This window comes from Timaviella obliquedivisa GSE-PSE-MK23-08B, assembly GCA_019358855.1.
Lineage (GTDB): Bacteria > Cyanobacteriota > Cyanobacteriia > Elainellales > Elainellaceae > Timaviella > Timaviella obliquedivisa.
Map to the genome: position 1 here is coordinate 255,446 of JAHHII010000002.1, position 15,347 is coordinate 270,792.

At 47.2% G+C, this 15,347-nt stretch carries 11 protein-coding genes and 1 tRNA gene; 5 read left to right on the forward strand and 7 right to left on the reverse strand.

Annotated elements, in window-relative coordinates; genetic code table 11:
• The first annotated feature begins 259 nt into the window (after nucleotides 1-259).
• Entirely contained in the window at nucleotides 260-1,972 is a 1,713-nt protein-coding gene (locus KME11_04625; protein MBW4514489.1) for a hypothetical protein, read from the forward strand.
• A 91-nt stretch (nucleotides 1,973-2,063) separates the two neighbouring features.
• Here the strand turns inward: KME11_04625 and KME11_04630 are convergent, their stop codons facing one another.
• The 4 genes from KME11_04630 to KME11_04645 form a co-directional block, all read right to left on the reverse strand.
• A complete protein-coding gene (locus tag KME11_04630; protein MBW4514490.1) occupies nucleotides 2,064-2,912 on the reverse strand; it encodes a nitrate ABC transporter ATP-binding protein in 849 nt (282 codons plus the stop codon).
• Nucleotides 2,913-2,973: 61 nt separating this feature from the next.
• Nucleotides 2,974-4,977, reverse strand: a complete 2,004-nt coding sequence (locus tag KME11_04635; GenBank protein MBW4514491.1) for a nitrate ABC transporter ATP-binding protein — start codon at nucleotides 4,975-4,977, stop codon at nucleotides 2,974-2,976.
• Nucleotides 4,978-5,041: 64 nt separating this feature from the next.
• Entirely contained in the window at nucleotides 5,042-5,878 is an 837-nt protein-coding gene (gene ntrB / locus KME11_04640) for a nitrate ABC transporter permease (protein ID MBW4514492.1), read from the reverse strand.
• A 68-nt stretch (nucleotides 5,879-5,946) separates the two neighbouring features.
• Nucleotides 5,947-7,299, reverse strand: a complete 1,353-nt coding sequence (locus tag KME11_04645) for an ABC transporter substrate-binding protein (protein ID MBW4514493.1) — start codon at nucleotides 7,297-7,299, stop codon at nucleotides 5,947-5,949.
• 1,133 nt (nucleotides 7,300-8,432) lie between these two features.
• On the opposite strand from KME11_04645, the gene KME11_04650 reads away from it, so the two are divergent.
• Complete coding sequence (locus KME11_04650) at nucleotides 8,433-9,827, forward strand: S8 family serine peptidase (protein MBW4514494.1); 1,395 nt, start codon at nucleotides 8,433-8,435, stop codon at nucleotides 9,825-9,827.
• Between the two features lie 31 nt (nucleotides 9,828-9,858).
• On the opposite strand, the gene sir is transcribed toward KME11_04650, so the two are convergent.
• Nucleotides 9,859-11,772 carry a sulfite reductase, ferredoxin dependent gene (gene sir, locus KME11_04655; GenBank protein MBW4514495.1) on the reverse strand — a complete coding sequence of 638 codons (1,914 nt, stop codon included), beginning with the start codon at nucleotides 11,770-11,772 and terminating at the stop codon, nucleotides 9,859-9,861.
• A 145-nt stretch (nucleotides 11,773-11,917) separates the two neighbouring features.
• Nucleotides 11,918-12,628: a dethiobiotin synthase gene (gene bioD / locus KME11_04660; GenBank protein MBW4514496.1), complete on the reverse strand. Its 711-nt coding sequence runs from the start codon at nucleotides 12,626-12,628 to the stop codon at nucleotides 11,918-11,920.
• A gap of 194 nt (nucleotides 12,629-12,822) precedes the next feature.
• Between bioD and KME11_04665 the strand changes: the two genes are divergently transcribed.
• Nucleotides 12,823-12,896, forward strand: a tRNA-Pro gene (locus KME11_04665).
• Nucleotides 12,897-13,015: 119 nt separating this feature from the next.
• Nucleotides 13,016-14,134, forward strand: a complete 1,119-nt coding sequence (locus tag KME11_04670) for a hypothetical protein (GenBank protein ID MBW4514497.1) — start codon at nucleotides 13,016-13,018, stop codon at nucleotides 14,132-14,134.
• 14 nt (nucleotides 14,135-14,148) lie between these two features.
• Here KME11_04670 and KME11_04675 read toward each other — a convergent pair whose 3' ends face one another.
• Nucleotides 14,149-14,487: a hypothetical protein gene (locus tag KME11_04675; protein MBW4514498.1), complete on the reverse strand. Its 339-nt coding sequence runs from the start codon at nucleotides 14,485-14,487 to the stop codon at nucleotides 14,149-14,151.
• 107 nt (nucleotides 14,488-14,594) lie between these two features.
• On the opposite strand from KME11_04675, the gene KME11_04680 reads away from it, so the two are divergent.
• Nucleotides 14,595-15,269: a hypothetical protein gene (locus tag KME11_04680; protein ID MBW4514499.1), complete on the forward strand. Its 675-nt coding sequence runs from the start codon at nucleotides 14,595-14,597 to the stop codon at nucleotides 15,267-15,269.
• Nucleotides 15,270-15,347 lie beyond the last annotated feature (78 nt).

Sequence of the window (15,347 nt, forward strand, 5' to 3'; positions counted from 1 at the left end):
GCACTTATAGATTTATCTGTACTTATTTGAAGATATACAGAGTTTTTTCGCTGATCCGTCTAGGTTGTCATACTATACAGAAGATCTCTGCTACCTTACCCCATTAAAGCTGAGATGCAGAAGATTTCTCTCTAAATTTCTCTCCAATAAAAAAATCAGACGGCACCTATGCTGTTTTTGGCTTACCTACCAAATGGTTCCTATCGCGCTCAAGGAATCATTTAGTTTTGATGGAGCGCCTAAATTAATAGGAGCAACTATGTCACGTCGCCATAATCGCAACTTATTCTTCATTGCCTCTACCGGAGAGCTGCGTGGAGAAGTGAATAGACCCGCTACGCCTAGTGAATGTGAACGTGCTTTTCGCTTCTCGGAGATCGTCAGCGGAACTACCCCAGCACCATCAGACGAACTGTTGGAGGCGATCGCAGATGTCATGACGCAGGACGGTGATGATATAGACAGCCACATTCCCGCTGGCTTTACGTACCTTGCCCAGTTTGTAGACCATGATCTCACGCGCGATCGAACCGATGTTCCCTTTGGAACGCCTGTCACAGACCCGAGCCAGTTAAAGCAAGCCAGAAGCCCAGCATTGGATCTAGACTCTGTTTACGGAATTGGTCCTACCGTTGAACCAGGGTTTTACCAACCCGATGGAATTCGGCTCAATACAGGGAAAACTCAGGAGTCTTCCCCTCCAAACGCAGATCGACCTCTTGACGATTTTGATCTGCCCCGGAAAGGCGCGACGGCTGCCGAGCCAGAAGAAGTTCGGATGGCGCAGATACCCGATCCACGGAACGACGAAAACCTGGCGGTGGGTCAAACGCATCTGGCGTTTATTCGATTTCACAATCGAGTTTGCGATCGTCTTGCCAACTCTTCGGTGCCAAGCATTATGCTCTTTGAGCGTGCCCGTGAAGCAGTCGTTAAGCATTACCAATGGATGCTGAAAACTGATTTTTTACCGCGGATTGTTGATCCAGCAATTGTGGACGATGTGTTTCACAATGGTCGCAAAATCTTTGAAGTTAAGGAGACTGGATTTCCGACCATGCCGATAGAGTTCTCAGTTGCAGCCTATCGCTTGGGGCACTCTATGATTCGAGAAAAGTACGACTGGAACGCTGTGTTTAGCGACGGTGGAGCGGTTGGTCAAATTGGTGATTTTGGCACCCTAATAAATTTATTTAGGTTTTCAGGTACAAGCGGTAATTTGTCTCCATCCGCCAGCGACGGTAGTGGTCCAAGCGACGTTAATAACCCATTAGATGGTAATTTTGAACGCCTTCCCACAAATTGGATTGCAGACTGGACACGGCTTTACAACTTTGTAGAAGACGGCACACCTGAGCTTGCGCCCGAAACCACACTTAACTTTGCTCGCCCATTGGATACCCGTCTCACTAATCCTCTAAAAAATCTGCCCCTTGGTTCTTTCAATGCACGCGGGGGTGGGGGCACAGTGCCACCAATTCAGCTAAACCTGGCGTTTCGGAATCTCGCCAGAGCGCGCATGGTTGGGCTTGCCAGCGGGCAAGAAGTTGCCGCCTACATTGCCAACAAAATTCCGGGCACCCATGTCTTATCAAAAGATGAAATTTTGGGCGATGACCTCAACGCATTAAGCGAAACTTTGAAGACGGAACTGACGACTTCGACCCCTCTTTGGTTCTACATCCTTCGAGAAGCGTCTTTGAATCTAGATTCTGGAAAACTAGGAACGGGAAAGCTGGGTGCGGTTGGAGGCAGAATTGTGGCGGAGGTTTTCCATCGCGCCATAGAAGGCAGTCAAATATCGATTATTCGTGATCCGTCTTTCACGCCTTCGCTTGGCGCTAAACCAGGAGTGTTTCGGATGACTGACTTGCTTAGGGTTGCTTACGATGCGTCGAAGGGTGAGCTTAGACCGTTATCGCCAGATGCTCCTCGTCCTCCGGCGTTAAAAGTGTTGCCCAGTCAGGCATGACAATAGGCGATCGCCATTATTAGAGTGAGTTGGCAAGGGATATCTTTGACCAAGATATCCCCATCCACCTTTAGCACACTAGACCTCGCCGCTACTCTACATCGTCGTGAGCAAAGCGATTGTAGAGGAAGTCGAGCGCGTGATTTCGCAGCTTGTAGTATTCCGGCATTTCCATAATCCGAGCCCGATCGCGCGGACGACGAAAGGGAATCTCCATGACTTCGCCAATGGTTGCCGCCGGGCCATTGGTCATCATGACCAGGCGATCGGCAAGAAAGAGGGCTTCGTCGATGTCGTGGGTAATCATCAGCACGGTGCAGCGATGATCGTTCCAAATTTTTAGTAGTTCCTCTTGCAGTTCTTCTTTTGTGATAGCGTCTAAAGCGCCAAAAGGTTCGTCTAAAATCAGCACTTCAGGACGAATGGAAAGGGCACGGGCGATCGCCACCCGTTGTTTCATGCCGCCCGAAATTTGAGGCGGCTTTTTGTCGGCAGCTTCAGTTAAGCCCACCATTGCCAAATGTTCTTTGACAATCTTGGTTTTCTCGGCAGTAGATTTTTGGGTATACACCCGGTTCACTGCCAAGTAAACATTCTCAAAGACCGTTAGCCACGGTAGGAGGGCATAGCCTTGAAACACCACCATGCGATCGGGTCCTGGTTGAATAATAGGCTGCCCCTTAAGTCGAACTTCGCCATGGGTCGGTTTAGAAAATCCACTGACCATGTTCAGCAGCGTACTTTTACCACAGCCTGAATGCCCGATTAAACAAATAAATTCTCCTTTCCGAACGTTCAGGCTAACGTTCTCAAGAACGGTATAGCCTCCAGTCTTAGTTGGGTAAATTTTGGCAACGGCATCTATCTCTAGAAAAGATTCCTGTGGAAGATTGGCGAGTATCTGATTGGGTTGAGTTGCTGTGTTGATTAATGATTGCATAGGTGAAGAACAGAAAATAATGAGGACTGAATGGGTATCTGGATCATCTTCAAGAAGGCATTTAGGCAGTGCGTTTGGTGGTATTAATTGCCACTTCTGCCATGTAGATGTCGTGCTTAATCTCCAGGCTATTGAGGTAGGCGATCGGGTCATCGGCGCTAAAGTTAGCATGATCAAACAGATCAATCGATCGCCGAGTATAGCTCGTTAAATCTGCCATTCCTAGCTCTCTGGCTGCCGTGCTAAATACCCCAACTTGACACACCCGTTCTAAAACTTCTACCCAGTTGCGGGGGAACGGAATTTCTCCCCAACGTGCCATTTGTGTCATCAGCCAAAGATGCTCTGTCCGGCTAGGACGATTCACCCCTGCGCCAAAGAATTGGTGGTGAGCATATTCTTGGGGAGAAGATTGGAGTCCACAGACGTATTGATCCGGATTACCCAAGTAGATGTATTCCATCTCTGTGCTGAGGTATTCGCGGCGAGAAAGAATCTCTCGGATCTCCTCCTGATTATTTTCATCTGCACAGTAGCGACAGGCTTCTAACAGCGCTTTGACCAGAGCCACGTGGGTGTTGGGATAAGCCCGCGCCCAGTCTTCGCGTACACCCAAAACTTTGCCAGGGTGACCGTTCCATACTTCTAGGTCTGTGGCGATCGTATAGCCAATTCCTTCAACGGCTGCCCGGATATTCCAGGGTTCACCGACGCAGTAACCATCAATGTTTCCTGCCTGTAAATTAGCAATCATTTGAGCAGGAGGAATAGTGGTAATAGAAACGTCCTTTTCAGGATTAATGCCGCCTGCTGCTAGCCAGTAGCGCAGCAACAAATTATGCATTGAGGCGGGATGTACCATTCCAAACGTGTGCCGCTTCGATGGTGTTTCCAATAACATTCTGCGCAGATCGCTTAGGGTATGAATTCCCTGTTGATAGAATTTTTTATCCAGGGTGATCGCGTTGCCATTTCGCGTCATGGTGAGGGAACTGACGATCGGTAAAGGATTGCCATCCATTGCGCCTGCCGTTAGCCAAATTGGCATCCCCGAAGGCATTTGGGCTGCATCCAAATATCCGCCTGCAATACCGTCTTGAATGCCGCGCCAGCTCGACTCCCGCACCAGGTTGACTTCATCTAGACCATGGTGGGTAAAAAAGCCTTTTTCCTTGGCGATCGCCAATGGCGCACAAGCAATCAAAGGAACAAACCCAACTTCCAGGTTAACCTTTTCCAACCCATGACGGGCGACCACGCCCTGCTTCCTCGCCCGCAGTTGCTTAATCTGCTTCTGCTGGTTGAGGAAATAAATGATCTCGCTGCGGTAGCTGTAGTAATTGGGATGATTCACTACCTCCATTCGACGACGCGGACGAGGAATATCGACTTCTAAAATTTGACCAATTTTTGACTCAGGTCCGTTGGTCAACATTACCACGCGATCGGAGAGCAGAATTGCCTCATCAACATCGTGGGTTACCATTACGCCAGTGACTTTATTCTCGTCACAAATGCGCATTAACTGTTCTTGCAGGTTACCCCGTGTTAAAGCATCCAGCGCTCCAAACGGTTCATCTAGCAGCAGCAGCTTCGGGCGGATTGCCAGGGCACGGGCGATCGCCACCCGTTGCTTCATGCCGCCCGAAAGCTGATCTGGTGGCTTATCTGCCGCATGATGCAGCCCCACCATATTAATATGCTGTTCAACAATGTCCTTGCGCTCTTCCACAGACAGGTACGATAAAACGTTGTCCACGGCTAAGGAAATATTTTGCCGGACGCTCATCCAGGGCAACAGGGAATAGTTTTGAAATACCACCATGCGATCGGGGCCAGGACGCAGAATTTCTGAGCCTTCTAACATGACAATGCCTTCGGTGGGCAAGTCCAGCCCGGCAATCATATTCAGTAACGTTGATTTGCCACAACCTGAGTGACCAATGAGGGAAATAAATTCTCCTTGCTTAATTTCTAGACCAATGCCTTTAAGCGCAATATAGCGATCGCCATTGGGCAAAGGAAAGGTTTTTTCGAGATTATCGACAGTGACAAAAGGTGACATAAGAAAAAGAGTGAAGGGTAAGGGGCAAAAGGAAGTAATAATCTTGCATTGACGAAAATCCTAGCTATTGCCGCTGGCTTTCAGGCAAAATCAAGTTCTGAATTTTCACCATCATGCTGTCAAGCGCCCAGCCCACCAAGCCGATGTAAACCAGCGCCACAATAATTTCGCTGACCTGACCATTCTGATAGGCATTCCAAATAAAGAACCCAATGCCCACAATGCCCGACATAACGATTTCTGCCGCAATAATTGCCAACCATGCCAGCCCGATCGCAATCCTCAATCCAGTGAAAATGTAAGGCAGCGCAGCCGGGAGCAAAATCTTGAAAAAGTACTCTGACCGAGGCAATTGCAACACCTGCGCCACATTATTGTAATCCTGCGGAATTTGGCGAACACCGACTGCTGTATTAATCAAAATAGGCCAAATTGAAGTGATGAAAATGACAAACAATGCCGCTGGCTGGTTTTGTTGCAGTGCAGCTAACGCGATCGGCACCCACGCTAAGGGCGGAACAGTCCGCAAAATTTGGAAAATTGGATCAAGCCCTTTTGCAATGCGACGATTCATGCCGACGAGAACGCCAAGAGTAACGCCCACTACTGCCGCCAATGAATACCCGATCGCTACCCGCTGCAAGCTATTCCAGATCTGCCAGAATAGACCTTTATCAGTGCCGCCGCGATCGTAGAATGGATAGAGAATGAGTATCCAAGTCTCTTGAACTACTCGCACAGGACTGGGCAAATTAGCCCCAGGCAACGATGAAAATAGCTGCCAAATTAACAGCAATATGATCATTGCAATCAACGGAGTTAAAACGTCATCTAACCGCTCTCTAAATTTTGAGTTAGATAGAAAAAAATTGGAACTAGAACGTTTTTGTGAAACAGTCATCGAAAAATCTCCTAATTCTGAATAACTACAGATGAAATGCCAAATCGAACGATTTAAGCCTGAAGAATTTAAGCTTTTTTGATCTTCAAACCGTCTAAATACGCCTGGGGATTTTCAGGATCAAACTTGATACCATCAAAAAACTCTTCAACGCCACGGGATGAACTGGTAGGAATATCGGCAGCAGCAATACCTGCTTCTTTCGCCGCTTCTTTCCAAATGTCTTCCCGGTTAACGGCATCAATTAGCGTCTTTGCATTAGTGAGCGTATCGTTGGGCAAAAATCCCCAGCGGACGCTTTCAGTTAAAAACCACAGATCATGGCTCTTGTAGGGGTAGGAAACACTGCCCTTAGAATCTTTCCAGTACAGAACCGCAAGGGATTGATCATCAATGGTGCGATCGCCCATGTCGTACTTACCCATCAGCGGATCTAATAACACCTTCTCCGGTACGCTAAAGTACTTCCGCTGTCCCAAAATGGCGGCTAATTCCTGACGATTACTAAAATCATCGCACCACTGCTGCGCTTCCATAATGCCTTTCAGCAATGCCTTGGTTGCCTTGGGGTTTTTGTCTACCCAGTCCTTCCTCATGCCAAAGTATTCTTCAGGATGGGCTTTCCACATTTCAGCCGTCAAAGCTGCCATGAATCCTGACCCCTCTGACACAATCCGGTAAGGCCAGGGGTCACCTGTGCTAAAAGCATCCATTGCGCCTCGCTTCATGTCTGCCACGGTTTGAGAAGCCGGAACGGTTAAAAGTTCCACTTCTGTGTCGGGGTCAATGCCCCCTGCGGCTAACCAATAACGAATCCAAAGCTCCTGGTTTGCTTTAGGAAAAGTGTAAGCCGCCTTAAACCGTGTTCCCGATGATTTAAGTTGGCTAAAAAAATCTGCTTTCCCCTGAAGCTTTAAACCAATGCCTTTACCCTTGTGTTTGTTTGCCAATGCAATGCCATTACCCTGAGTATTGAGTTGACAAAGCACGTACATTGGCACCTTCGTATTGTCGGTAATAATGCCTTCTGAAATGAGATAAGGCATAGGCATTTGCCACTGCCCGCCATCAATTCCACCACCACCTGAGCCAATTTTGACGTTATCTCTGGCAGCACCCCAATTGGCTTGTGCAGAAACTTCAACCTCGGTCATGCCGTACTTAGCAAAGAAACCTTTCTCCTTGGCAATAATTAACGGAGCCGCTTCCACAATTGGAATATAGCCTAAGCTTGCCGTCTTAACTTCTGGCTCTTCGCCTGCTTTTACCGCACTCACTACAGCCACAGCAGCAGAAGATGTGATGCCAGTAATGCTATCAGGAGGATTACCAAGACAGCCTTTAAGGAATAGGGAAGCTGTTGCAGAAGTCGTTGCAGTGATTAAAAACCGCCGTCGAGAAAAGTTTGAAAACTGGTTCATAATGTTCTCCTTATCTTATACAAAATTGCCCCCCAGAGTTTTGCTCTGATCGGGAAAAACAGATATTGCAATCATCTTTGATTAATTTTGGACTTTAGATTTTAGAGTCTAGATTGCGCCTAAAACTCAAAATCTCCAGCCCGATCGCATCAAAAGTTGTTAGAAATATCGCTGTGAAATCCATAACGGTTAAAAGCTATTGATAAAAATAATGATTTGCATCAATTTTCTCATCAATGCTTGGAACAAACTCGTTAACGAATTACTCATTGCAATAACACTACTGTCTTCGCTCCAATCTTGTCTACAAGAAAAGACATAAGTTCTAAATAAAATCTAAATCAGATCAATAAGTAAATCTTTAATTCGCTCGAAGAGTCATCTGAACCTTGCCTGTTGAGAACAACTTAAAATAAAAATAAGTGAGGAATGGAAGGACTTTGCGCGGTTTTGGCTGATCTTGTAGCATAGGGAAAGTCCAGGGTAGTTGATATCAATAGTTCTATGAATAGCGATCGCTTTCACGTCCTCACAGCGATCGCTTCTTAGTGAATAGATTCTTAATAGTTAGGAAGTTTTAATTAGAATCTTTGGTTGTTCATAGAGTAAAACTAATAGATGCTTTTGTTCTTTGTCGCAGTAATAAATTATTTAAAAATCAGTATAGAAGGCGCGCTTCTACCATGTTTTGATCACTGTTTTAATTACTCCAGATGATTAACTTTCAACGTTCTCTCTATAGCAATCATCAAGAGTTACCTGATTTGCCAACGCAGCTAGAGAGACCTCTCCCCAAACCCCTCTCCTAAAGGAAAGGGGCTATGACTAAACACATAATTTATTGAAGGAAAGGGGCTATGACTAAACATATAATTTATACATAATTTTTTTCAACGAGGCTAATTTCTTGAGGCTCACTCGAAGCTTGGGTCAGTTAGCGATCGCATAAAGATTCCATCAAGTGAATTTGCTGAGTTGCTACATGAGCTTAAGCCTGGTAATCTCAGTAAACACACTGATATTCAATGCTACTTTGGTCAGGAAGCCCGATAGGGTTGGAAGCGATCGATTCTGAGCCGTATTGTTTTCCCCCCTGCCAGCACCCCGATTTAACCTTTTATAACCCTCCTGGTATGAGCAGATTCAAAGTTGGCACCCTAACCGTCCTTAACTTTAAGTCCCTCCGCGCCAGACCGTTGCAAGGCGACCTCAGCCCAATTGATGCTCGGAACAAGCAGTGGCACAGTTTCAAAGACGACTACGCTTTAACCGGACTGCGAGACAACCAGCGAGTTCAAATTAATCTCCAGTCCCATGCTTTCGATGCTTACCTTCAACTTATAGATAGCCGTACCGGAAAACTTCTGGCTCAAAATGATGATGCTGATCCCCATAGCAGTGATTCTCGGTTGACTTTCAATGTCCGTGAGGGCACTCAGTATATTTTGCGAGTTACCAGTTACGAACGCGACAAAACGGGACGCTACAAGCTTCAAGCTAACGTTAAGGCGATCGCCCCTAACTTGCGCAACTTCGACGCTAACTACGGCTATGGCTTAATCAATGCCTCTGCCGCCGTGGCTCATGCCGCAGGTCAAAAGCTCTTCGCTAATGTCCCTAATAGCCCTAGTTGGAACCTTAACCTCATTAATGCACCCGCAGTTTGGGCGCAAGGACACACTGGACAAGGCATCATTGTTGCAGTGCTGGATACTGGCGTAAATTACAACCATCCTGATCTGGCTAGCAACATTTGGGTAAACGCCAGGGAAGTTGCGAACAACGGTATTGACGACGATGGCAATGGCTTTACCGATGACACACGGGGCTGGAGCTTTGTCGATACTGACACTAATGATCCCATGGATTTTGATGGCTCTGACAATATTGGACATGGCACCCATGTAGCAGGCACGATCGCTGCTCTCAACAATAACTTTGGCACCACGGGAGTCGCACCCAATGCCAAGATTATGCCTATTCGAGTCATTGGCGGCGGCGATGATTTATTGACGGAACGCTTTGATGCTAACTTGGCAGCGGGGATTCGCTATGCCGTTAATAATGGCGCGAGGGTGCTGAATATTAGCTTGGGTAATGATCCAGGCGATGCGCCTTTGGTGCAGACTCGCTTAGCGCTAAAGTATGCGCGGCAGCTTGGGGCGATCGCCGTCATGGCATCGGGTAACGAACGCCTTGAAGGAGCCACTAGTCCCATTGACCCAGCCTCCTATGCTGTTCAAGGACTGGGCATTGCAGTGGGGGCTGTCGATCGCAAACGGGCTTTAGCAGATTTTTCTAATCCCGCAGGTAATCGTCCCCTCAACTTTGTGGTAGCGCCGGGTGTAGGAATTCGCTCTACCACTTTAGAGGAGAAGTACACTGTGTTTAGCGGAACTTCCATGGCAACGCCTCATGTCGCTGGCATTGTAGCTTTAATGCTTAGCGCAAACCCCAGTCTCACAGCAACACAGGTTGAAAAAATTCTGACCACCACGACAACGGGCGGGTTGAGCTACGCCGTATAGGGGTGGTCAAGTCTTGGGGCTGAAGGGCAGATTATTTGAGCGTTTCTAAGTAGGCTTCGATCGCCGCAGTTGCCACTTCTGTCATCGGCTTACCCTGAGCAACAGCCGCTGCCTTCAGCCGTTCATAAAGTCCATCGCCCATGTCGATGCGACGGCGAACTTTAGATTTTCCATTGGCTTTCACAACGACGGGCTGATAGGTGGCGATCGATTCTCGCAGTGCATCGAAGCCAACTCGGTGGCAGAAGTCGCCAAAGCTTTCATCCAGCTGCCGAGCGTTTTTAAAGGTCACAAACAACGGCTCAAGGGTTTTCTCCAAATCGTCGATTTGCAAGCTAGCAATAAACGGCTCTGCTAAACGAGTTTGGTGAGGGTCGGCTCCTAACCAAAACTCATATACTCCTGGCGATCGTCCGACAAATCCCATCTCTGCCAGGTACGGACGAGCGCAACCATTCGGGCAGCCTGTCATCCGAATCACAAAATGGTCTTCGGGTAACCCAACTTTAGCAAGTACGGCTCGAATTCGATCCAAAATGCCCGGTAGCGCCCGTTCCGATTCTGTTGTCGCCAAGCCGCAAGTGGGCAGGGCTGGGCAAGCCATAGAGTAGCGCACTAAGGGATCAAGAGCGCTTTCTTTCTGAATCCCACAGCGATCGAGAATGGCTTGAATCTCGGCTTTATGCTCCGGATCAATATCGTAAAGGACAACGTTTTGGCTAGGAGTGAGGCGCATGGGCAGCGCAAACTTTTCGGCAATTTCTCGGAGTGCTGTTTTTAGCTGAAACGCGCCTTCATCCTTGACTCGACCATTTTCAATCGAAATACCCAAGAACAGCTTGCCGTCCCCTTGCTCATCCCAACCCAGAAAATCTAGATACTTGAATGCAGGCAACGGCTTAAAGGGCTGAACCGCTTTACCAAAGTAGCCCTCAACAGTTGTGCGGAATTTTTCCACGCCCCAATCGTGCAATAGGTACTTCATCCGGGCATGACGACGATTAACGCGATCGCCGTAGTCTCGCTGAGTTGCCACGATCGCCTTGAGCAAGTCGTAAACATCTGCTTTATCAACATAGCCAATCGGGTCTGCAATTCGCGCAAACGTCTCTTCTTTATTGTGAGTGCGTCCTAAACCGCCCCCAGCATAGACGTTGAAGCCTTCCAACTCACTTTGTGCATTGGTCATGACCACCAAGCTGACATCCTGCGAGAACAAATCAATGGAATTATCGCCAGGAACCGTGACTGCACACTTAAACTTGCGCGGCATATAATGATCGCCGTAAATTGGCTCTTCAGAATCCTTAATAATGGTGCCGTTGCCGTTGCGGTGCAGCGCAGCAGTCATTTCAGGATTTGGTTCAGAAGTAATTGCCTTTTCGCCATCTAGCCAAATTTCGTAATAGGCTCCAGTTTGCGGAGTCAGTAAGTCAGCAATGTTATCGGCGTACTCTCTGGCATAAACATACTCAGGACGATTCTTGTAGACCGCTGGGGGTGCCATGACGTTGCGGCTCACATCACCACAGGCTCCTAGAGTAGAACCCATGCTGCGGACAATAGTCGCGATCGCTGTTTTTAGGTTTTTCTTCAGAATGCCGTGAATTTGAAAGCCTTGGCGAGTGGTTACCCTCAGCGTATGATTGCCGTACTCTTCTGAAAGCCGATCGAGAGTCAGATAAAGCTGGGCTGGAATAAAGCCCCCTGGATTACGGGTGCGCAGCATGAACTGATAGTCTTTTTCCTGACCTTTAACTCGATTATCTCGGTTGTCTTGTTGATACGAGCCGTGATATTTGAGGATTTGAATGCCATCCTCGCTAAAATGCGTCGTATCTTGTTGAATTTCAGTCGCAACTGGTTCCCGCAGCCGATGACTGCGTTCTTTGAGATTTTCGATCTTGGAGATTTTGGCGACGGGTGATATAGGGGTGCTAACCATTGCAACTAACTCAACAAATTTTAAGGTTCGGCAAACAAACTCAGATTCTTCGGTATCCCGAGCGGGTTTAGGTAGAATTAGGTTTTAGATATAGATTCTAGCATTACACTCTTTTGTCCAAGCGATCGCCCTCCTTAGAAAAGCTTTAGGCTTGCTTTAGACTGTCAATCGAATCAGCCAACGGAATCAGCCTTTCTAAAGCTAACTCTGAAGCCACTTGAACCAACGTGCTTAAATCTGTAGGGTCTGCCAGATGAGGAATGCAGCCCAAGATTGGCTTTTGAGTCAAGTTTTGAATCATTTCGACCGATGCCCATTCTTCTAACTCATGGGCATGACAAGGCTCAACACAGTTCAGCACAATGCCTTTAAGGTGAACGCGGGCTTGCGTTGCCAAAGCCACATTAGCCACAGATTGAGCGATCGCTCCCCGGTTTACAGCAACCACCAGCACGGTCGGAATTCGCCAGTCCCAAGCTAAGTCTGCCATTGTTGTCTCACGGGCGATTGCCATGCCCAGCCCGCCTAGCCCTTCTACTAGTACAAACTCTCGCTGTCGGGTCAAGGTTTCAAATTGCTTCCAAGCTTTATCTAGTTCTACCTTACGCCCTTCGTAGGCGGCTGCATTGGGCGGTGAGAGAGGCGCTAAAAAGTGAACAGGGTTAATTTCCTCAAGGGTTTGGTCTAAGGCAAACAAACGAGTGTATAGCTCGCGATCGCCAGTGCCACATTGAATAGGCTTCATCAGTCCCAATGTCTGTGAATTGCAGTAACGATGCCAGTAGGCAGTAAGGGCAGTCATTAAAACTGTCTTCCCCACTCCTGCATCTGTTCCAGCAATTAGTAATGTACTCATGATTAAAATTATTCCGTCACGCCGTGTCCAGTTTTTTAACCATTGCATACTGAAACGCGCATTTCAACTCATATTTTTCATCTGCTCTGAGAAGAAAAAGTGCAGATTTTAGAAAACTTTCTGAATCAACTACTTTAATTTTTTAATTTAGTTACCGAAGAGACAAAGTGTCATAGAATAAAGACTGACTGTAACGGGATGTAGCGCAGCTTGGTAGCGCGCCTGCTTTGGGAGCAGGATGTCGCAGGTTCGAATCCTGTCATCCCGACTTGGTTTCAGCGGTTTCAGCAGTGTCTGAGATTTCTGAAATCAAAAATAGGTGTTCAAAGTCGTTCTAAATTGTTCCTTATCGTTCTGCGATTTAAGGAATAAGTAAGGAACGCATTAATGGCAAATAATTTAGACCGGGCACGCCTTGCCAAAGAGCAGGCGATCGCCCAAATTAATTCTCGTCTTGAACTAAGCGCTGTCCCCGTGCGAGTTTACCTGAAAGGGATCAATGCGCTGGTTCTGCAAGCTACTTTGCCCAAAAAACCAGGGCAGGGAGAGGGGAAAAAACAGTATTGTTTAAGCCTTGGACTTGCAGCTAATGCTGATGGACTGAGGCGAATTGAAGCCGAGGCACAGCGTTTAGGCAGCTTGATTACACTAGGGCGATTTTCTTGGAGCCTGTATTTAGATGAGGTAGAACCAGAAGTACAAAAGGATTCTCCTAAAGCGATCGCCGAATGGATTGAAGCCTTTAAATGCAGCCACATGCAGCGCTACAAAATTCAAGAGCGCACCTGGCACGATACCTGGCAAATCACGTTTGAGAAATTGCCTCAGCAGTGCGAACTCAGTGAAGCCGCGATTCTGGCAGTCATTGAGCAAACTCAACCCCATACTCGGATGCGAGAATTGACCGTGCAGCGGCTGCAAGCGCTGATTAAATTTATGGAGTTTCCGCTAGATATCAAGCCTTATCAGGGGAACTACAATCAGCAGTCGCTTCAACCTCGCACTTTACCGAGCGATGAATTAATTTTGAAGTGGCGAGACCAGATACCCAACAAGGGCTGGCGGGATGTCTTTGGGCTGCTAGCAACGTTTGGAATTCGCCCTCATGAAGCGTTCTTTTGTCGTTTTGTGGATGATTATAAATTAGAGGTCATGAGCGGCAAAACTAATCGCAGAATTGCTCGTGCTATTCATCCAGAGTGGGTAGAGAAGTGGAACCTGCAAGCGTTTATTTTGCCTCATGTGAAGGGGCGTGTGCTACGGGATTATGGGCAGCGCTGTAGTTGCCAGTTCTGGCGTTATAAAGTGCCATTTGTGCCCTATGATTTACGCCATGCTTGGGCGATTCGAGCAACAGTCGTGATGCGCTTGCCCTATGCGATTACGGCTAAGGCGATGGGGCACTCCATCCAGGTTCACACAAACACCTATCACCGTTGGATTTCAGAGATGGTAGGCGACCAAGTGTATGACGAAATGGTATTAAATTTTGAGCGAAAAAGATGATGAATTTAGCGTCACTAAGACGATGACGATATTGATTGCCGAGCTGCATCAAGTTTTTTGAAGTATTTCGCTAGAGCCTTCCGGCAACCTTCAACGTTATACTCCCAGACTGGGCGATCGCTCAGTCCGACGTTGCGAATTTCGCCTTTGATCTCGCTAAAGGCACCCGCCAAGCGTAATTTCTTAAGGTGCTGCTGCGATCGCACCCCTTCAGTTTTCAGAGCCGCCCACGCCTCATAGGGGCGCAGCCAACCTGTTAAGTCTTCTCTAAAGTGAGGAGACTCAATTTGGTCTAGCCGCGCTTCAATGTTTTTGAGCGTGATTAAAACTTGAGCCAAGAGTTGATCGGACATTGCAGCAGGTGTTCACAGTCGTTCAAAACTGTTCTCTGATGATTATTAAATATTGAATCTGTAAAGTCAATATGCAAAATTAATATTTGTTTTATCAAATCTGATATTTGCAAAAAACAAAAAGCGATCTACCAATTGAATTTAGTATCAAGGAATCGATCGCGCTAGTTTTCAATATGGGAAAGTACAACTTTACAAACGACGGTGTTCGCAAGCTTGCAGATTTGTTGCGATCGCAAATGGAAGATGATTTTCCCAAAGTTACCATTAAGGAATTAACCAATCGACTAGCTGCAATTGGCTACGATGTAGATGTGTCCAAGCTCGCTCGACTCAGAAACGGAGTCCGATCAGAGCCATCAGCGGCATTAATTTGGGCGATCGCCAAACTAGAGTTTCTCAAAGATCCGACAGGTAAGCCATACTCTCACGAGGAGTTACTGGAGATGATGGCAGGACGGCTTGAGTCAGAAAAAATATTTTCAGTCATGACTGAAAAATCCCTCAATGCAGCACCTGTAAATCTAATTCGAGGCAAAATGCGTGAAATGAAAAAAAATGCAGAGGCATTTGCTCGATTCTGTGATATCCCTGTGGATCGGATGAGTGCGATCCTACAGGGAGAAATTCCAACTTGGACTGAGTTTATTAATCTGGGGAGGGTATTGTTTAATGATAAAAATCCAGCTCCTCTAATCAGTCTGTATCCACTTCCTGGCGATACAGTTTCGACTTCTGCAACTGCTGCACGTAAATCGCATCGTGGGGAGAAAACTGACTGATTAATTCTGTTTCACAGGTTAGCCTTATCAAGGTTACGCCCAGTTCAAGCATTGACTGTCCCATCTCTTCTGTAAGGG